This is a genomic window from Saccharospirillum sp., from assembly GCF_039982735.1.
Lineage (GTDB): Bacteria > Pseudomonadota > Gammaproteobacteria > Pseudomonadales > Natronospirillaceae > Saccharospirillum.
On sequence record NZ_JBDWXV010000010.1, the window covers coordinates 16,844 to 36,734 of the forward strand.

Here is a 19,891-nt window from a genome sequence, read left to right on the forward strand (position 1 = left end):
CATGGCCAGCTTTGTCCACGCCCGATGGTAGCCAGAGGGGCTGCCGGGTATGCTCATTGGAGGCACGCCGTAAATACATCCATGTAGGCTCGACAGCCCGCGTCCTGCGGTCTGACGGCCTCCAATGAGCATACCCGGCAGCCCGAAGCTTCTCCGTGCCGATTCAAATAGAACCAAATTCAAAGGCCCTGGCACCTAAGCAGAAACAACAGGGTCCTTCTGCTGCTGTAACTCATACATGTGGCGATAGAGGCCTTCTTCGGCCATCAGCGCCTTGTGGTGGCCCTGTTGCTGGATGTGGCCCTGGTGGAGCACGACGATCTGGTCGGCTTCCATGACGGTGCTCAGGCGGTGAGCGATGGCGATGATGGTGATGTGGCCACGCAGCGCCATCAGCGACTGCTGAATCAACGCTTCGGTGTGGCTGTCGATGTTGGCGGTGGCTTCATCGAGAATCAGAATGTCCGGCTTGCGCGCCAGGGTTCTGGCCAGGCTGAGCAGTTGGCGCTGGCCGTTGCTGAGGTTGCCACCGCGTTCGGTCAGTACGGTCTGGTAACCCTTTGGCATGCGCAGGATGGCGTCGTGCAATTGAGCCTGACGGGCAGCCTGCTCTACTTCCGCATCGGTTAGGTCCCATTCCAGGCGAATGTTGTCGGCAATGGTGCCCATGAAGATGAACGGGTCTTGCTGCACCAGGCCCATGCGCCGGCTGCGCTCGGCCGGGTCGATACGGTCGAGCGGGATTTCGCCGACGCGCACGGTGCCGAGTTCAACCGGGTAGAAGCCCATCAGCAACGACATCAGCGTGCTCTTGCCGGAGCCGGTGTGGCCGACGATGCCGACAAACTGGCCGGGTTCGATGGTGAGGTTAACATCGGTTAGCACCGTGCTGCGGCCATCGTAACTGAAAGCCTCGATCTCGAATTTAACCGACGCATCGCGCGGGCTTTCCGGATGGGTTGGCACTGGAACCGTCGATTCGTCGAGCAGTTTAAACACACGGTCGGCCGATACCAGCGCCTGCTGAAACATGTTCAGCCGCGAGATCATGTCGATGACCGGCTCGGTCAGATTGCCCAGGTAATTCAAAAAGGCGTAGATAACGCCCACCTGAATCGCCCCGGCGGGGCTGAGGAAATCCCAGCCGAAGGCGAACAGCAAGCCAGCGAGCAAGGCCATGTAAACCAGGTCGACCAGGGCGCGCAGCATCAGGCCGTCGATCATTACATTGCGGATCTTGGCCTTGTAGTGGTCGGTGCTGGTGGTTTCAAAGGCGCGGCTGAAACGGCCTTGCTGATTCATCAGCTGAATCACCGACATGCCCTGAATGCCTTCGTTCATGCGCGCGTTAATGTCGCTGAGCAGGGTACGCACTTGCTGGAACACCGGCGTAGAGAGCTTCTGGTAAATCAGCATGATGCTGATCACCGTTGGCACCAGAACCACACAAATCAGCATCAATTTCAGGTTCAGAAAGGCCATCGCAATCAGAATGCCGGTCATGCGGATGCTGTTTTGAATCACCACGGAAATGACGTTGACGTACAAGTCTTTGATCGCTTCGGTGTCGTTGGTGATGCGGCTGATCAGGCTGCCGGTCGGGGTGTGGTCAAAAAACGCGAGTGGCAGGCGCATTACTTTGGCGAACACCTGCTCGCGAATGGTCTGCACCACGTTCAGCGCAATGCGGTTAAAGCGAATGGCCTGCTGGAAGAAGCACACCGCGGAAATCAGTTGTGCGGTCAGGTACGCCAGCACCAGACCCACCAGCGGTGTTACCGCCCAGTAACCCGGTGTCAGGAAGCTGTCGATAAACACCTTAATCAGGTAGGGGCCGAGCACGTTACCGGCGGTTGCCAGGGTGAGCAACAGCACGGCCTGAATCAGCATGGGCCGGTACGCCAGACCGTAGCGCAACAAGCGGGTAAAGGTACCTCTCATTGGCCGGCCTCCACGACTTGTTCCAGTTGCTGGTAGGCAAAGGTGCGCTGATACCAGCCCCCCAGTGCCAGCAGTTCCTGATGCGTACCGCGTTCGATGCAACGCCCCTGGTCCAACACTAGTATCTGGTCGGCTTCTTCGATGGCGGTTAACCGGTGGCAGCTGATCAGCGTTGTGCGTCCGGAGCGGGCAGCTTTCAGGTGCGAGAGAATGCCCTGCTCGGTGCGCACATCAACAGCAGAGAGCGCATCGTCGAGCACCAGTACCGGGGCGTCGGTCAATAGGGCCCGGGCAATGGCAACGCGTTGCTTCTGACCGCCAGAGAGCGTTACGCCACGCTCACCCACAAGCGTTTCATAGCCGTCGCTAAAGCGCAGAATGTCTTCATGAATCTGGGCAATGCGGGCCGCTGCTTCGATCGCATCGCGGTTTGCATCCGGCTGACCCAGCGCAATGTTTTCCGCCACGGTGGCGGTAAACAAAAACGGCGTTTGCGGCACGACCGACAGATGCCGGCGCAAGTTGTCGAGTGTGAAGTCGGCGACCGGCCGGCCCCCCAATTGTACATCTGCGCCCTCCCCCTCCTGCAGACGGGCCAGTAAATCCAACAGCGTTGATTTGCCAGCACCGGTTGGGCCGACAATGCCGATCAGCTCACCGGCTTGAACCGATAGTGACAGGTCCTGTAATACCGGCGCCTGTTCAGGTGTGTGCTGAAACGCGTGAATGGTCATGTTAATGGCGGCATCGGCATCGCCGGTGAAGGTGCCGTTGTCTTTGATGTCCGGTTCGGTGTGCATCAGTTCATCGATGCGTTCATAGGCCGCCTGGCCGCGCTCCACCAAATTCAGCATCCAGCCGACGGCGAACATGGGCCAGATCATAAAGCCCAGATACAGCGTAAAACTGGTCAGCTGCCCCAGGGTTAACTGGTCGTTCACAATGAACCAGGCACCGCCGGCTACGCTCAGAAAAAATGACATGCCAACAGCCAGTGAAATGGCCGGGTCGTATTTGCTGTCAGTGCGCGCTACCGCGAGGTTAGCGGCATTGGCTTCGCGGGCAATGGCGTTGAACTGAGCGTCTTCGACGTTTTCGCGACCGAAGGCACGAATCAGCCGGATGCCGGAAATGCTTTCCTGGACCTTGTCGTTCAAGTCGCTGAAACGGGCTTGAGCCAGCCGGAAGGAGGCATGCAATTCCTGACCGAAACGCCACATGAAAAAGCCGACAATGGGCCAGGGCACCAGCGCAATGAGCGTGAGTTGCCAGCTGATTTGAGTGGTCATCACGGTTAATACCAATATGCCGGTCAATGCGCCATCAAACAAAGCAAGTACGGCTTCACCGGCCGTCATTTCCACCGCCTGAATATCATTGGTGGCACGCGCCATTAAATCGCCGGTATTGTGTTTCTGGAAAAAAGACGAGGACTGGCGAGTCAGGTGCCGGTAGATATCGCGACGCAGTCGGTTCGAGAGTGCATAACTGGCACCGAACAACGACACCCGCCAAATGACACGCATCACATAACTGACGACGGCAACGCCCAGCACAATACCGACATTCAGCCAGAGCTGATTCAGTGTGAGTGTCCCTTCGGCAATGCCATCAACCACCCGGCCGGTGATCCAGGGGGGAATCAAAACCGCAAAGCCGACGATGACCAGTGCGCTCACTGCAATGCAGTAACGGCGCCATTCGACTTTGAAAAACCAGCGTAATTTCCAGAAAACCGACACAGTAACCTCAATAACCGGGTTAGGCAGGCGGGCCAGAATAGGCAAAACCAACGGTTTTCGCTACTGCCGGAAGCACTATTTAATACACCCCTCACGTTCTGATTCTGTGACGCCCGCCGGACAAGGGTCAGCGGTTTGTACCCCTACAATGATAAAGCCGATAATTTTTCGTCAAACAGATCCATCCGTTCAATCGCGTGGCGTAAAACTGTGCACTCTGTCGCAGCCTCGGGTATCCGTAGCTGTGTATTAGCGAACATCCCTTGGGTTTTGCAATCGGGCCCTCAAGTTGCTAGCAGGTTATCGATTCATCAATGTAAAACTGGAGTGTTTATGAAAAACCCAATCTTAACGACGTTACTGGCCCTGATGTTTGCAATGGGTCTTGCCGCTTGCGATGAACCAAGCGAAGGTGAACAGGCAGCCGATGCCGTTGAAGAAGCTGCCGACAATGCAGGCGATGCACTGGAAGAAGGTGGCGACGCGATCGGCGATTCCATCGAAGAAGCTGAAGACGAAATTGAAGATTAACTGGTTTCTAGTGTGAGTTCGGCGGCCAATTGGCCGCCTTTTTTATGCCTGAATTTATTCAGGAACCTCTGAATAACCCTGACAACAACCTCGCCATCAGTAATCGTTTTTCCAGTTCAATTCAACGCCACCGGCACCAAATTGGCCGCGGGTATAGAGTTCAGCGTTGATGCGAGGTGTTAGTTGAAATTGCAAGCTGCCTTCCAGACCCTGTTCAGCCCCCACTCCCGATTCCACTTCCAGATAAATGCGATCGCTAAGATACTTGCCCGCTTGCACATTCACACCCGATTCACCTTCCTCGTTGGTGCCACTGTCGAGTGTCAGCGCATCGAGGCCGAGCAGATCGCGGGTGGTGCCAAAGACATCAAGCCCACTGCCGGGGTTGCGCAGACTGTTCAGTGCTGCCGCCAGTTGCACCGCTTGCAAGGCTGACATTTCAGCAATACTGCGGCCAAAGAGTAAACGCGCCAGTAATTCATCATTCGACAACGACGGGGTTGATGTCAGGTTCAGGCTTAGCTGACTTTGCGTGCCCTGAATGTTCAGGTTGACGGTGAGGTCGGGCCCTTCATAAACGGCGAGAATATCCAGCAGCAACTGACTGCCCTGCACTTGAATGTTGCCACGCTCAATCTCGAAGTTTTTCCCGAATGCGGTGTAGGTACCGCGAATAACCTGAAAGCGCCCGCCTATCTGCGGGTTTGCCAGGTCATCGGTAATGTCGAGTTCACCCGACAGTTCCGCCGCCAGGCCCTGTCCGTATATTTGCGCACGGCGCTGGGCCCGAAGCCGAACTTCCCATTGCCCGTCTGGCGCGAAGGCACTGCGTTGCCGCGCTTCTTCCTCGGCGGCTTCCTGTTCGGCATCGCGAATGACATTCAGCGTTGGAGCGCCACTCTGCAGCAGTGAATTGAGTTGAATAATCAGCGGAGAGACATCGAGCAAGCCTTCGATGCGCAAATCACGCCAGGGGCCGGTGACGGTAATGGCACCGTCGATGGTGGCATCAACATCGGCACGGCGCACCAGGCGCGCGTTGTTGGCGTCGAATTCCAGATCCAGTTCCGGCATCCACCAGACGTCACGATTTTCCGGCCAGTTCACATCACCGCCCAGGGTGACGTCGCCGCCGTTGGTATCGTTGGCGTTCATATTGAACTGCAGCGTGCGATTACTGGCCGTGAGCTCGGCACTCATGTCGGCCAGCACGGCGCCACTCGCTGCGTTTTCATAGCGGCCATTGCTGAGTTGAATGCTGCCCACCCATTCCGGACGTTCCAGTGTGCCCGAGACCGACAACTGGCCATCTACATTACCGGTGAAATCCTGATCGGGCCGGTTGCGCAGCAGCGGTTCCAGCACGGTGGCATTCAAGGCCAGCTCGGCTTCGGCGGTAAAGGGTCTCTGGTAAAGAGGGCCTGCCCAGTCAGCCAGTGCGGTTTGCTCAGTACTCAAATCGAGCAGTAGGCGCTGCACTTGTGATTCACGAACCCGTGCCTGCAGGTGGTGGCGACCCGAGTCGGTTGACACGTCTACTTGCACGTCCAGTGGCCACCGGTTCGATGCCCATTCCAGGACGGCGGACACCGCTGGCTCATCGGGGGTTCCCGACACCTGCAAGACGCCCTCGATGCTGCCAGCCCAGGTGCTGTTGCTGCCCAGCCAACGCTCGGTTTCTGGCACTGACAGCTCCGCCTGCAAGTCGACTGAACGACGCGTGCCCTTGCCACTCACCCGAACCTCACCGCCCGGGCCAAGGTCTGCATAGGCGGTGGTGATCTGCCAGTCATCCATTCTGCCGGCGGCCACCAGATTTAGCTTCCAGCGATCGTTGCCACTGCCGTTCACCATAAATCCGGCCCACTCACCGCCGGCGTTCAATTCGACATCGACTTCAGGGTCGGTCATGGCGCCTGTAATACTCGCCTGCCCGTTAATTTCACCATTGAGTTCGTCGTTGAGGGGCAACCCCAGGACTCGCAGCCGTTGCAACGACACCCTCGACAAACGGGCATCGCCTTCAATCTGATCGCCCTGGTTTTCCAGGTCCAGTTGCAGCAAGGCCGCGCCCCAGGTTACCTCGGCCTGATGCATGAGCCGGTCGCCCAGGGTACCGCTGCCCTGCCAGTCGAGGTCGTAGTCATCACCCAGATACTGACCGCGGGACTGAACCTGACCTTCAATGGCGAGGCTCGGCCAGCTGCCTTGTACGCTGACGCGAGCAGAGCTCTCGCCGCTCAGGGATTCCAGCGACAGGCCGTCACTCTCGGGCAGCCAGGGCGTTATCTGGTCCCAGCCGAGGTTGGTCAGCTCGGTCTCGATATCGAACCTCAGTGGCGACAGCTCAATCACACCGGAGGCCGTTAATTCGCTGTTACCCGATTGCAGCCCCAGCGAAGCAAGTGTCAGCTGCTCGGGCGTCAACTCAGTGACCGAGGCCGTTAACGTCAGCGCAGTAGCCTCGAACTCGCCGTCGAAGTTAAGCTCGGCGGTAACCCTTGGTGCGGTTAAATCGCCTTCGATGCGGCCTTCTGCCCCGGCACGGCCGGTCAATGGGGCTAGGGTTTCAGGCAGGGAAAAAGGCAGGCGGCGAACATCGTCGAGCGTTAGATCGCTGATGGCATAGTCACCGTCAATCTGGCGGGCAAAGGGTTGCAGCTCACCGGTAAAAGACACACCGAGTTCCGACCAGTCGAGACTGGCCTGTCGAATCTGCCAGCGCTCACGGTTCTGTGCGGATATATCGGCCGCTGCACGGACCGGCTGGTCGAGCCAGCGACCCTCGAACACCAGATCCGCCGTTACCGCCGGCTCCAGCCAGGCGCCCGATACCTGAACCTCACCAGTGGTGTTGCCGGTGAGGTCAGCAAGCTGGTCGGGCAAGGCCGGCAAAAAGGGGCGAAGGGTCGCCAGGCGCAAGGCGCCGACCCGGGCGTTCAAATCCAGTGATTGCTGCTGCCAGTTAATCTCCCCGGCCAGTTCTGTATCGGTGTCGGCCAGTTGTATCCGGCTCTGACCGAGTTGCACCCGGGTCAGGTCGAAGCGCTCTAACTGCAACGCGGCTGCCAGTGTCTGGTTTTGCCACCGGCCTTCCAGGTTCAGGTCGCCGCTGGCGACCGGGTCGGTCGCGGTACCGCTCCATTGCAGTTGGCCGCTGACTCCCCAGTCCTGTTCAACGGGCAGATCAACACCGGCCACTTGCAACCAGCTGGAGCGGATATCGAGCAGTTCGGTCGTCGCATCCAACGCCAGGGTATCCAGCTGCAGCTGGCCCTGAGCGTTGATGTCGCCCGCCTCGGTGGCCAGGCGGGTACCGCTCAGTTCAAGCTGTTCCCGGCTGGCGCTCAGGTCGGTTGATAATTCGAAAGGCTCCTGCTGGTAGCTCCCCGCGGTTTCGATACGCCCACTGAACTGCGGGTCGTCGAACGTGCCTGTCAGGCGGCCCTCGCCCCCGGTATTCAGGGTCAGAGCCTCCGGCCAGGCAGCTACCCAGGGCTGCCAGCGGCTTTGATCGAGATTTTCCCAGGCCAGTGTCAGATCCAGCTCCCGGGACGCCCACTGCACCTGTCCATCGGCCTCGACATTGGCCTCACCCCAACTTATTTCGGCGGAATCGATCTCGACCCCGGTGGCCGTAGCGCGGCTTTCTGTGTGAATGCTAAGCGGATCACCGCGCAGACGTCCCTCCAGCTGTGCATTGCCGTCGAACTGGGGTTGCTGCCAGCCACCGGTCAATTGGCCGGCAACGGACACCGTGCCAGAGAGGTCGGATACCGGGATGACATCGTTCAACAGCGCCAGCGGCAACGCATCGGCCTCAATGTCGAGATCGGCCCGACGTGGCCCGACGTAGCCACTGAGCCGCGCTGTCTGACCGTCGATATCCGCATTCAGTGGCGACAGATAAAGGCGTGAATCGGCCGGGCTGTAACTGACCTGACCGGTGATGCCCAGGCGGTGTTCGCGCCAGGGTAATGTCAGGGTTTCGATGTCTGCACGCCACTGGGATTCGACCTGGCTCAGGCGCAGATCCCATTCGCCGACCAGGGGTTCGTCCAGCGGCCAGTCAATCCAGCTTGCCCAGGAGCCGTCAGCGGCGGCATTCAGATCGCCCCGGACGCTGAGCGAATCCACCGCATCCACGGTGACCGATGCCGACACGGCCTGATTATCGCCTTCCGTCAGTGCCAGCGACAGGCGCGCCGGCCAACTGCCCCAGTTGACCTCCGCATCGGCGTCAATGGCGGTACGCACTGGCTCCCGGCCAGGCAGCTGAAGTTCAAAGTCGGCAATCGACAGCTGTGCCAGCTGAATCGGCGGAATGCGATTCCAGACTGCCTGTAACTGACCGAGTGGATCGGCGGGTGCCGCAGCACCCGGTTCCGGTTCGGCGCCCGCGCCCCCGGGCACCTCGACGCGCACCTGGTCTGCCGTCAGTGCATCGATCCAGACCCGGCGCTGCCAGCCGTATTGTGGCTGCCATTGCAGGTTACCGGCCACGACATCAACGCTTAGGCCGTCTTCGCCGGCTTGATAGGTGAGGAGATCGAAGCTCAGTTCATCCAGCGTCGTCCAGCGTGGATTTTCGATCCGCAGTGTCTGGCCGACGAACACCGGCAACCAGCGCTCAGCTTGCGCCAGCAGCGTTAACCGGCCGGTCTCGGTGCCGAGCAGAAACGCCAGACTCAGGGCCAGAATCAGAACCAGGCCAGCAAACGTGCCCAGGGCAATGAGCCAGGCGCGACGGGCAACGGTGCGCAGTCGAATCGCCATCAGAACGACTGCCCGAGGCTGATGTAGATCTGAAACGCCGGATCACTGTCGCGCCCGTTAATGGGGAAGCCCAGGTCAAAGCGAATGGGCGCAAAACGGGTAAAATAACGCACGCCAAAGCCGGCGCCGTAGTACCAGTCGGGCTGTTCGGCCGGGTTCCAGTCTTCACTGATGCTGACGGCATCGCCAAAGAGGACTGCGCCCCAGTTCTCGCTCAGCTGACCGCGCAACTCCAGGCTGCCCTGCCATTGATGGGTACCGCCCACATCACCGCCGTCAAGACCAATAGAACGGTAGGGGTAACCCCGCGCGGAACCGCCACCACCGCCCAGCAGGCGATCTGAGGTGGGTATGCGGTCGAGGTCGGCCGAGTCGTTGAAGGGCCACAGCGATGTCCACTCCAGCCGGTTGGCGAGCACCAGCTCATCGGTCAGGTCGCGAAAACTGGACCAGCCCAGGTTGCCGACATAAAACGGGTCGCTTGAACCGTTCAGACTCCAGACCGGCTCAAGGCCAACGCTGTAGCGCAACCCTTTCTGGGGGTTAAAGTCGTTGGGGACTGAATCGTATTCATAGGCCAGCGGGATCCGGATCAGGCTGAAGGTATTCCATTCATCGCCGACCCGCTCGTCACTGCGCCGGTAGGCCACGCCGTAGCGGTAGGTATCGTTGCGCGAGGCGCGCCGGTCGATGGTGGCCCGGCTCTCGCCGATGTAGAACTCATCGTCGTCCGGTGTTTCGTGGGTAAGGGTGTTGTTCCACACCAGGGTGTTGCGCGCGTCCAGAAAACCGGGCAGCGTCAGCTGAATATTGCCGCTCTGGCGATCCCGTTGCCATTCGGCGCCCAGTTCAAGCCATTGCGCCCGCCCCGCCAGATTGCGGTGCTCCCAGCCGGCTCTCAGGCCAATGCCCTGGTCTGTATCCCAGCCGATACCGGCGCTGAGGGTTCGGGGCTCGCGCTGGGTCAGCTCAAAACTGACATCGACCGAGCCATCCTCAGAGCGGTTCAAATTCCGCCGGACTGAGGCGAATAACTGGGTTTCATAAAGATTGATGATGGCCTGGTCGATATTGGCGCGGCTAAAACAAACGCCCTCCCGCAGGGCTGTCTGCCGACGCAAAAACGCCTCATCGACCCCTTCCTGGCCAGTAAAAGTTACCTTGCCCTGAGTTGAGGGGTCGGCCGCACTGACCTGGTAGGTAACCTCGCCGCCGTCATTCTCTGGCTGCAGGCGCACCTCATGGCTGACGTTCAGGGTGAAGTAACAGCTGTCGTTATCGATGATGGATTGCAGTTCGGACTGGTCGGCCAGAATCGCCTCGGCGACCAGTGGCTCACCTTCGCCGGACACTGGCCAGGTGTCGGGTAAATTCACCTCGACGCCCTCAACCCGAACGGTCAGTACCTGATACTCCGGACCGGTATCAACGCGGTATTGAACTCGCTCCTGGACCTCGCCTTCGGTCTCACCGGCTTCCTCAATGACCCGATGAATGATCTCGGCTTCATAGTAGCCGTTGGATTCCAGTACCTGGCGCATCTGCTCGCGTTCGCCCTGGGCCAGACGGCTGGCACGTGGGTTCAGGCCAATCGAACGCAAGGAGTCCCGATAGCCCTGTAACTGATCGCGCAGGTCGTTACGCAGGCCCCGGTTACCCGGTGACACCTCGATATCATTGCGCGCGACCGTGGGCAGTTCAGCTGCCTGAGTCGGTACCAGCGCCGCAAACGACAGCAACGCGCTCACTCCCAGAGCCCGAATGCTGCGGTATCGACTGTTGTGTCGACGATGAAAAATAATGTCAGCTCCTGAACCAGAACGCCCGGCGCTCTGAGCATTGAAACACAGCTACCAGCCTACCAGACTGTGCTGAACCCCGGCTGAAGCACCTGCTCTCGCCGGATGATATAGCGGCTCCCTCTTGCCATATTCTTAAAAGTAATTTCACGCCAATCATTTATAACCTTAAACTTCAATGCCTTATACTCTGACGAGCCGGACCGGTTACCGGCGTTCCGGGCCAAATACACTCGTTTTCGAGTCCAGAGACTGCGACCGCTGCGCGCTCCCTGGCCAAACCAGCAAGGACCTTTCATGAAACGCGATAAAAAACGGGTAGAAGGTGAAGTCTGGGGTGAAGCCCACCTTGAAGACTACCTCAATTTCACTACTTATGATGGCACAGACCCGGATTTCCACTGCCTTTACCGGGCTTATACTCGCATGAACGAGGAGACCTTCGAACGCTTTGTCACCCTGTTCCGGGAGCGGGGCCGCAACCTGAATGCCACCAATCTGGAAGGCCAGACCCTCGCCGACATTCTGCAAGACCACACCCAGGCACAAGCCTACCGGGATGCGCTGCTGAAGGGTTAACGCGGTTACACATCCGCCCAGGCACTGAACACCTCATCGAGCCGATTCGCGCCGATCACCGTCATGCCCTCGATCGGCTTTTTCGGCGCATTGGCCTTCGGAATAATGGCCTTGCGAAAACCATGCTTGGCCGCTTCGGTAATCCGCTCCAGGCCATTGGGCACCGGCCGCAATTCACCGTTCAACCCCAATTCGCCGAACACCACCCAGTCTTTGGGCAGGGGTTTGTCGCGCAGACTCGATACCACCGCCAGCAGTGTCGCCAGATCCGCACTGGTTTCGGTGACGCGAACACCACCGACCACGTTCAGAAACACATCCTGATCTCCGGTAAACACTCCGCCGTGACGATTCAGAATGGCGAGTATCATCGACAAGCGGTTGGTATCGAGTCCCACTGCAATACGCCGTGGGTGGCCCATGCTGGTGCCATCAACCAGCGCCTGCAGTTCGATCAGCAACGGCCGGGTACCTTCCCAAACCACCGTCACCACCGAGCCGGGCGATGGCTCGCTGCTTTTATTCAAGAAGATCGAGCTCGGGTTTTTCACCTCTTTCAGACCTACGTCGAGCATGGCGAAAACACCCAACTCGTTGACGGCGCCGAAGCGGTTCTTGATGGCGCGCAAGGTACGAAAACGGCTGTCGCCGGAACTCTCGAGCATCACAGATGCGTCAATCATATGCTCCAGCACCTTGGGCCCGGCCAGGCTGCCATCTTTGGTGACATGACCGACCAGAATCAGCACGGTACCGGTCTGCTTGGCAAAACGGGTCAGCCAGGCGGCCGATTCACGCACCTGAGACACACTGCCCGGGGCCGATTCAACATCCGGCGCATGCATGACCTGAATGGAATCGATCACCAGAATTCGCGGCCGGGTTTCCTGAGCGGTTTCGGTAATGGAGGCCACCGAGGTTTCGGCCAGAATCGACAAGGCATCCATCGGCAGATTCAAGCGCTGGGCGCGTAGGGCAATCTGCTGCACCGACTCCTCACCGGAGACATATAGCACCGGCAACTGGCGCGCCAGATGACAGAGGGTTTGTAGCAACAGGGTCGACTTACCCGCACCCGGATGCCCGCCAATCAGCACCGCACTGCCGCCGACCAGACCGCCACCCAGCACCCGGTCGAATTCACCCATGCCAGTCGGGATGCGCGCCTGCTCTTCCAGGCTGACGTCCGAGAGCTTCTGAATCTGACTGCGACTGCCACTGAAGCCAGTGCGCTTGTCGTCCTGAAAATTAGGCTGACGCGCGGCCGCACCGGTGGCTTCACGAAACTCCTTCAGTGTATTCCAGGCCTTGCATTCACCACACTGGCCCTGCCATTTGGAATAATCGGCGCCGCATTCGGAGCATACAAATTGTGTTTTCGATTTGGCCAAGCCTTTGCCTCTTTGCTAACAGTATGAATGATAACGCGTATGAATGATGAAGCTGTTGGGCGCTGCATGGCTGACGATGATACCCTATCTGCCGTCAACGACCACGCACAGGATAACCAGATGGAATGGGCACAACTGCTGACCACCGAACGCTACGGCCACCAGGCATTGGGGGCTGAAGAAGTGGGGCGCAGCCACTTTCACAAAGACCATGATCGCATCGTCTTCTCCAGCGCCTTTCGCAAACTGGGCGGTAAAACCCAGGTGCACCCGCTGGCCAAGAACGATCACGTTCACAACCGTCTGATTCACAGCCTGGAAGTCGGCAGCGTCGGTCGCAGCCTGGGCATTCGCGTCGGCGAGCGCATTCGCAGCCAACTGCCCGACTGGATCGAACCCGACGACCTGGGCGTGATTGTGCAGAGCGCCTGCCTGGCGCACGACATCGGCAACCCACCCTTTGGCCACGCCGGCGAATACGCCATTCAGGACTGGTTCAAGCAACCGGAAAACGCCTACTTGCTCGAACCGCTCAAGGCGACAACCAAGCGCGACCTGACGCACTTTGAAGGTAACGCCCAGGGCTTTCGCATCATCGCCCAGGTAGAATACCACCTGAACCGGGGTGGCCTGCGTTTAACCCACCCCACCCTCGGCGCCAGCATCAAATACCCCTGGACCGCCGAACACGCGACAAAAAAAGGCAAGTTCAGTGTGTTCGAACCCGAGCTGGCGATCATGCAAAAACTCGCTCACAGTCTCGGCCTGCAAACCCCTGAACCGAATCGATTCCAGCGGCACCCGCTCAGCTACCTGATGGAAGCGGCCGACGACATCTGCTACGCCCTGATCGATCTGGAAGACGCGGTAGAACTGCACATCATCGACTTCGAAGAAGTCAGCAAGGTGTTCATGAACATTCAGGGTGGGTCCGGGCTCGACCTCGACGACGGTGACAACGGCATTTCACCCAATCGCCAACTGGCCGCGTTGCGCGGCAAAACCATTGGCATCATGGTCGATGCTGTGGTCGACACCTTCGTGCGGCATCAGTCGGCCATCATGAACGGTATTTTCGAAGGCGACCTGATCAGCCAGTGCCCCGATCACATCCGCAATGGCATCGCCCAGGCCAAAGCCCTGGCCCACACCAAGGTGTTTCTCGACACCCAGAAAACCGAAACCGAAATCGGCGCCTACGCCGTGCTAAGCACTTTGTTACAAGCTTTCATGACCGCCGGTTTCGAATTGCACAACAAGCAGGATTACCAGCAACTGAGTTACCGCGCCAAACGGGTTTTCGATTTAATGGGCATGGAAGCGCCGTCAGCAACCTGGTCTCCGGATGAGATTTACCACCGGCTGATCGATCACATCGCGGGCATGACAGACAATTACGCCAGCTACCTGGCCAGACAAATCGGCGGGCCTTCGCAGCCGCATTTTGTTTAGAGGTCCAGTTGGCTGCATCGCCTTGAGTCCGCGAGGGGTGGCAGGGTTGCTCTGGCGGGGGCGCCGTGAATACATCCATGTAGGCTTAACTTCGGCATCCATGCCTCAGATACCCCCGCAAGAACAACCCTGCCACCCCTCGCTATTCCTTCCAGCTGCCTAGACCTCCTGCAAAAGATAGGAGTCTGGTAGAAACAACCGCCGAATCAAGTGATGGCTGCCGGGTAGGTGTATCCGGGGTAGTCCGCAACAGGGATGTTGCGGCCTAGTCTCCATGGAGGGATTCACGACGACCCCGGATACACCTACCCGGTGGCCATCACGAACTCTCGGCACAGACTCAACTTTTGCCGTGTTTGAGGACTTCGGCGAGGCCGGCGACGGCGCCGCCGACGTTGGACAGTTCGGCTGGCAGGATCAGGGTGTTGTTGGTTTTGGCGAGGTTGCCGAATTCTTTGACGTACTGTTCGGCGATGCGCAGGCTGACGGCGTCTTTGCCGCCCGGTGTCTGAATCGCTTCGGCGATTTTGCGCAGGCCTTCGGCGGTGGCGGTGGCGATCAACTGAATTTCTTCGGCGCGACCTTCCGCTTCGTTGATCTGCTTGAGTTTCTCACCTTCAGACAGGTTGATGACTTCCTGTTTCTGACCTTCGGAGACGTTGATCATCGCCTGACGTTCGCCTTCCGATTTGGCAATGGCGGCCCGACGTTCACGTTCGGCGCGCATTTGCTGTTCGAGTGCATCTTTGATGCTGTTGGGCAGCTCGATGTCGGAGACTTCGTAGCGCAGCACCTTGATGCCCCAGGGCGCAGCGGCTTCATCCAGTGCACGAACGACTTCTTCGTTGATCTTGGCCCGTTCTTCAAAGGTTTTGTCGAGATCGGTCTGGCCGATCACTGAACGCATGGTCGTTTGCGCCAGCTGGCTGGCTGCGTTGCGGTAATTGTCGACCCCATAACTGGCCTTGTGTGCGTCGATGACCTGAATGTACATAACGCCATCGATGCCCACCTGAATGTTGTCTTTGGTGATACAGGCTTGCTGCGCCACGTCGATCACTTCTTCTTTCAGGGTGTGGGTATAGGCCACCTTGTCGATGAATGGAATCAGCAGGTGAAAGCCCGAGTCCAGTGTGCGCGAATACTTACCCAGACGCTCTACCACGAAGTTGCTTTTTTGGGGCACAACCCGAGCCGTCTTGAAAATAACAATGATCACGGCCAGTGCAATACCGCCCGCAAACCAGGTTCCAAAATCTGCAAAAAGATCCATCTTACTTTCCTTATTGAGTGATAAAAAACGTTAGCGTAGCGTGAGTCTGTTTCAGCGGTGCGACTTGTTGCGAGAGACGGTCAGGCGGATCCCTTCGTTGGCAATCACCCAGGCTACCTCACCGGCGCGCAGGTCATCTTCCGACAGGGCATCCCAGGCAACGCCATTGAGAATCACCCGGCCGGCCCCCTGATCGAAATCATGTTCAACAGTTACCCGTTCACCCAGCTCTTGTTGAAAGCTGTTTTGCGACGAACCGCGGTCGGCGGTCGAGCCGTGAAACCATTGCTTCAGTTGCTTGCGCGCCAGAACCAGACTCAGTACGGATGCCAGGCTGAACGTCAGCAGTTGCACGGGAACCGATGAAATCAACCCCATTTGCAGCAGCAGCCCGGTAACGATTGCACCGATTCCGATAAACACAGCCACGATGCTGGTGGCGATCAATTCTGTCAGTATCAGTACGATGCCGGCAATAATCCAGACGAGGGCGGCACTCATGGTGTTCTCCTTATGATTACAGACCCCGGGCCGGGCCTGGTCGGCTGCCAGTCTACCCCATCGCTCTGGCCCGGGTCATGCCTGATTGGCGTGGGACGACCAGACTGATCGGTGCATCACAGGCCCCTGCCTTTACTGGCGATTAATTGATCCGCAGTTAAGCGGTTTCAACCAGTGTTGGACGGCCCGCGTATCTGGTCCTAGACTCCGAACAATAATCGCTTACATCCAGCCAGGGACGTAGTAACCAAGGAGTCCGCAACCATGGATGCCAGTCGACTGAAGGAGGTACGTCGCAAGACGCGTGACGTTCTGGGCGATGCCCCCGAGGCATTTATTAAGGCCTTCCCTACCCTCGACAGCCAACAGCTGGGCCAGGTTTTCAGTGAGAACCTGCGCAGCCGTCGTACCGCACTGGGCTTGTCACAATCGGCCACAGCACACTGCATGTCGTTGTCGCTGACGGCATTCCGGCGCTATGAAACCGGGCATTCACTGCCCAAACTGCACACGGCCATTCGCTGGTCGCTGAGCTGTGGCGTGCCCACAGAGTGGCTCCTGCTCAATCCGCGACAGTTGGCCGAACTCCCCCCGATTCATGCGTTGAAATGGCAGCCACTGGTCAGCTACATCAGCCTCGCCAACCCGGATCAGCTGCACAGCCTAACCACCCTGGTCCGCCACCAGAACCCTGACTTCCCGGCAAACCTGACAGCACCCGAAGAACGGCCTCTGACACTCTTTCCCGACGCCCCGAACTACTATCGCCTGGTTGCCGAGAACCTCAAGCCCTTTCGCCTGGCCATTGGTCTGTCGCAATCGGAAGCCGCCGGCCTGATCGGCATCAGCGAGGCCAGCTACCGGTTGTACGAATCGCCCCAACACAACACCGCCATTGGCCTGCAGAGCATGTACGGCATGGTATCGGCACTGAACATCGACCCGACCACCATGTCCATCAATTCCAGGCTGTATGATTACCGGTGTCAGCAGCGGGCCAATCTATGGCAACTGAACGATTGGGTATCGGGCCTCGAGTCAAAGCAGGTCGACGACACCCTGTTGCTGGTGCGCTCCTGTCTGAACCACTTTGAGCTACTGCAGGCCGATGAGCCGGCTGGCTAGTGCCATGAGATAGACTCATTCTGCGGCCGACTGCGCCCGCTTCATCTGGCGCAGATAGGCGTGCATCAGCTCGGCATCCAGACCATGCAGCATTAACCGGAAACCGGAGTGCAGGGTGATCACCGGCACCATAGGGTGACGGTTATTGACCAGGCTGACCGGCAAGGGGTCATTCAGCAGGCGGCTCAGGTAGATGGCGATGGTTTCATCGAGCTGCAACGAGTTGGCGGCGCGCCAGAAGTCGTGGTCGGTCAGCATCAGCGAGTACATGGGCACGTAGGATTCGATGGCGGTTTGCAGGTCGATCACGTTAAAGCGCCCTTGCTTGCCCGGGTCCATCTCGAACTCGCCGTCGGTGATGGCGTCGAAGTTCAGACGCTCGGGTGGTGTCAGCGCCCGGCCCTCGGCCTTCAGTGTGCTGTTCAATTCCAAGAGAAAATTGTAGATGTTCAGGTCGTGCACCAAAAAGGCGTCTTCTTTCAGATCGGCCAGGGTGCGCGGGCGCAACGGATCCGTCGTGGTGATGGTGACCCCGGCGTTGTCGGCGATAAAACGCAGAATTTCGGTGCCGATGTGGAAATGACGCAGGATCAGATAGTTGCTGTCGCGCCGCACAAAGTGCTTCAGCCCCCAATAGATGGTGCGGTGCAGCGCACGCGGCCAGGCCCAGTGCTTGGGCAGCACCATGCGCACCAGTTTGACCAGAATAATGCTCAGCCGGGCGAAGGGGCGAACCAGCGGCAGCAGATACCGGCGGGACTTGGAGTTATAGCCGCGCAACAAAGCCCGTTTGGCGGGTTCATGCAATTCCAGGCTCTGATCCAGATACAGCGCCAGCCAGGGGTTGGGGTCGTGCGGGTCGATGCGCTGATGTTCAAAATCGAGGTCCCAGTTCATCCGTAATGCCCCACTTCTTCCAGTTGCAGCAAATACAGCCGTGCGGTCACGGCTGCGGTTTCCACCAGGGTGTCGGCCATGCCCGGAAGATCGAGCACGCCACTGCCCAATACGTCTTCCAGTTCGGCCAGGTGGTCCGGATCGTGATCGGCGTGGTAGCGATAGAACCCGGTCTGGGCGTCGCTCAGCGACAGGCTTTGCGTTACCGCATCCGCAAAGGAGCGGGCAAACCACTGGCCCAACCCTTCAATGATGAACATGGCACCGAGCAGGTCGAAAGGGTTGGGCTGACTGGCGCGGTGATACATCCAGGCTGAGAGCGCCATTGAGCCGAGGTTTTTGCGGGCATCGGTGAGTTCGTCCGGGTTTCCGTCACAGGCCGCGTAATCCCGGGCCAGCATTTCATAATCCCGGTGTTCGGTGACCGCGTGTCGCAGAAACAATGAACGCTGCTCCAGATAGGGCCGGCTGACCGAGGAGGCAGCCCGGCTGATCCAGCCGCTGCCCTCGATGACCTGGGCGTAGTGGTCCTTGAGCAGGGTGCGGTAGTCCGACAGTCGAATCCGCCCGGCGTGAGCATCGGCGATGATGGGGACAGCGCGCAGGCGACCTTCAAAGTCACCCCATATACGCGTCAGTTGACGCATTACCTGCTGTACCTGTGGATTGGTGGCGGGCGCGTGTGTGTCGGTCGGTTGGGTTACTGTCATGGTAGGCTCTCGTTTCAGACCACAGTCAGATGCATGAAGGCCGCCAGTGCACGACCACTTTCCGGCACAAAACACAGCAGACGCTGTCCGGGTTGCGGCTCGTTCCGCTCAAGCCAGTCGTTCAGCATTACAAACAACGACGCGGACCCGGTATTGCCACGTTCGCTCAGGGTGTTGAACCAGCGCTCTGGCGGGATCATGGCGCCAGTCGCCTGCAACAGGCGCTGCATTTCCTGCCCGAGCGATTCGGCCGAATAGTGCGGTAAAAAGACGTCGATGTCGCTTGGGCTCAACTGGCGCCGGTCGAGCAGTTCCAGGTAATAGCCAATCCAGACCGGGAACAGTTCATAGAGCAGTTTGAAATCCTGCTTCAGGGCGATGGCACCGGCCTGGTGCGCTTCGCTTGGCGAAACATACACACTCCAGGGCGTGGCCTCTGCCCCATTGGTGGCTGCTCCGGCGTACATGCAATTGGGGAAACGGTCGGCGAAGGAGCGCTGTTCGATCCAGTCGATGCGCAATGCGCGACGACCGGGTAACGTCTCGGGCTCAACAATGACGGCCGCACCGCCATCGGACAGGGTATAGCGCAGGAATTCGATGCCCGGATCCGGGTTGTTGCGGTAGTCATCCGCGTAAAACGAGGGTTGAAACCAGCGACTGGAATACTCGCTGCCACTGACAGCAGCGGCGTCTGACTGACCGGTCTGCACCGACATCATGGCGGTTTTAAGCGCCATCAGACTGCTGGCGCAGACCGATTGAAACGATGCTACTTCCAGGTTGCTGATGCCCAGTTCAGCCTGAACAGCACTGGCGAAGCCCGGCACCAGCAAATCGCCCTGGGTGGTACCGGTACAGAGCAGATCGAGCCGGTTATCCCGGCACCGGGCCGAGTGCAGCGCCGCGCGAATGGCGGCCGTGGCCAGTTGCGCATTGCTGTGGGTGGTTTGCCCCTCGGCGGTGCGCGCGTAGTGGCGCTGCTGTATGCCATTGTGGCGCAAGGTAGCCCGGCCCAGCCGGCTGTGTACCGGGCTGAGCGTACCAATGTAAGTTTCCATGGCATCGTTGCCGATGGCCGGTCCGGGCAGGCAAGTGCCGGCCCCGGTGATGTAGGCGGATCGCATCCCTGGCGTACTCCTGTTTACGGGCTAGCGGCTTTAATGGATAGCCT

The 19,891-nt window shown here is 58.9% G+C and carries 14 protein-coding genes; 4 read left to right on the forward strand and 10 right to left on the reverse strand.

Going from position 1 to position 19,891, the window contains the following annotated elements; genetic code table 11:
• Positions 1-195 precede the first annotated feature (195 nt).
• Together ABJT94_RS06995 and ABJT94_RS07000 are read right to left on the reverse strand one after the other, a co-directional pair.
• Positions 196-1,941 (reverse strand): ABC transporter transmembrane domain-containing protein, encoded by a 1,746-nt coding sequence (locus tag ABJT94_RS06995; RefSeq protein ID WP_348474516.1) that lies wholly within the window; start codon positions 1,939-1,941, stop codon positions 196-198.
• Complete coding sequence (locus ABJT94_RS07000; RefSeq protein ID WP_348474517.1) at positions 1,938-3,734, reverse strand: ABC transporter transmembrane domain-containing protein; 1,797 nt, start codon at positions 3,732-3,734, stop codon at positions 1,938-1,940. Before ABJT94_RS07000 ends, ABJT94_RS06995 begins: the two co-directional genes overlap by 4 nt.
• Positions 3,735-4,016: 282 nt before the next feature.
• Between ABJT94_RS07000 and ABJT94_RS07005 the strand changes: the two genes are divergently transcribed.
• A complete protein-coding gene (locus tag ABJT94_RS07005) occupies positions 4,017-4,214 on the forward strand; it encodes a hypothetical protein (RefSeq protein WP_348474518.1) in 198 nt (65 codons plus the stop codon).
• A gap of 96 nt (positions 4,215-4,310) precedes the next feature.
• Here the strand turns inward: ABJT94_RS07005 and ABJT94_RS07010 are convergent, their stop codons facing one another.
• The gene (locus tag ABJT94_RS07010) at positions 4,311-8,990 is read right to left on the reverse strand and encodes a translocation/assembly module TamB domain-containing protein (RefSeq protein ID WP_348474519.1); all 4,680 of its coding nucleotides are present in this window, start codon (positions 8,988-8,990) and stop codon (positions 4,311-4,313) included.
• Positions 8,990-10,729, reverse strand: a complete 1,740-nt coding sequence (locus ABJT94_RS07015) for a BamA/TamA family outer membrane protein (protein ID WP_348474520.1) — start codon at positions 10,727-10,729, stop codon at positions 8,990-8,992. Before ABJT94_RS07015 ends, ABJT94_RS07010 begins: the two co-directional genes overlap by 1 nt.
• Before the next feature lie 357 nt (positions 10,730-11,086).
• Here ABJT94_RS07015 and ABJT94_RS07020 point away from each other — a divergent pair, with 357 nt between their 5' ends.
• Positions 11,087-11,368: a PA4642 family protein gene (locus ABJT94_RS07020; protein ID WP_127557513.1), complete on the forward strand. Its 282-nt coding sequence runs from the start codon at positions 11,087-11,089 to the stop codon at positions 11,366-11,368.
• A gap of 5 nt (positions 11,369-11,373) precedes the next feature.
• Here ABJT94_RS07020 and radA read toward each other — a convergent pair whose 3' ends face one another.
• On the reverse strand, positions 11,374-12,759 hold the full coding sequence (gene radA, locus ABJT94_RS07025; RefSeq protein WP_348474521.1) for a DNA repair protein RadA: 1,386 nt from the start codon (positions 12,757-12,759) through the stop codon (positions 11,374-11,376).
• A gap of 39 nt (positions 12,760-12,798) precedes the next feature.
• Here radA and ABJT94_RS07030 point away from each other — a divergent pair, with 39 nt between their 5' ends.
• Positions 12,799-14,211 (forward strand): deoxyguanosinetriphosphate triphosphohydrolase, encoded by a 1,413-nt coding sequence (locus ABJT94_RS07030; protein WP_348474522.1) that lies wholly within the window; start codon positions 12,799-12,801, stop codon positions 14,209-14,211.
• 340 nt (positions 14,212-14,551) lie between these two features.
• Here ABJT94_RS07030 and ABJT94_RS07035 read toward each other — a convergent pair whose 3' ends face one another.
• Together ABJT94_RS07035 and ABJT94_RS07040 are read right to left on the reverse strand one after the other, a co-directional pair.
• The gene (locus ABJT94_RS07035; RefSeq protein WP_127557516.1) at positions 14,552-15,484 is read right to left on the reverse strand and encodes a stomatin-like protein; all 933 of its coding nucleotides are present in this window, start codon (positions 15,482-15,484) and stop codon (positions 14,552-14,554) included.
• A gap of 51 nt (positions 15,485-15,535) precedes the next feature.
• Positions 15,536-15,985 (reverse strand): NfeD family protein, encoded by a 450-nt coding sequence (locus ABJT94_RS07040; protein WP_348474523.1) that lies wholly within the window; start codon positions 15,983-15,985, stop codon positions 15,536-15,538.
• A 264-nt stretch (positions 15,986-16,249) separates the two neighbouring features.
• On the opposite strand from ABJT94_RS07040, the gene ABJT94_RS07045 reads away from it, so the two are divergent.
• On the forward strand, positions 16,250-17,110 hold the full coding sequence (locus ABJT94_RS07045) for a helix-turn-helix transcriptional regulator (protein ID WP_348474524.1): 861 nt from the start codon (positions 16,250-16,252) through the stop codon (positions 17,108-17,110).
• 15 nt (positions 17,111-17,125) lie between these two features.
• On the opposite strand, the gene ABJT94_RS07050 is transcribed toward ABJT94_RS07045, so the two are convergent.
• Genes ABJT94_RS07050 through ABJT94_RS07060 form a run of 3 tightly spaced genes read right to left on the reverse strand, consistent with a single transcriptional unit; the run spans position 17,126 to position 19,844 of the window.
• Positions 17,126-18,007, reverse strand: a complete 882-nt coding sequence (locus ABJT94_RS07050) for a hypothetical protein (RefSeq protein WP_348474525.1) — start codon at positions 18,005-18,007, stop codon at positions 17,126-17,128.
• Positions 18,004-18,717 carry an iron-containing redox enzyme family protein gene (locus ABJT94_RS07055; RefSeq protein ID WP_348474526.1) on the reverse strand — a complete coding sequence of 238 codons (714 nt, stop codon included), beginning with the start codon at positions 18,715-18,717 and terminating at the stop codon, positions 18,004-18,006. The genes ABJT94_RS07050 and ABJT94_RS07055 overlap by 4 nt, the downstream gene beginning before the upstream one ends.
• 14 nt (positions 18,718-18,731) lie before the next feature.
• A complete protein-coding gene (locus ABJT94_RS07060; RefSeq protein WP_348474527.1) occupies positions 18,732-19,844 on the reverse strand; it encodes a 3-oxoacyl-[acyl-carrier-protein] synthase III C-terminal domain-containing protein in 1,113 nt (370 codons plus the stop codon).
• Between the last annotated feature and the right edge of the window lie 47 nt (positions 19,845-19,891).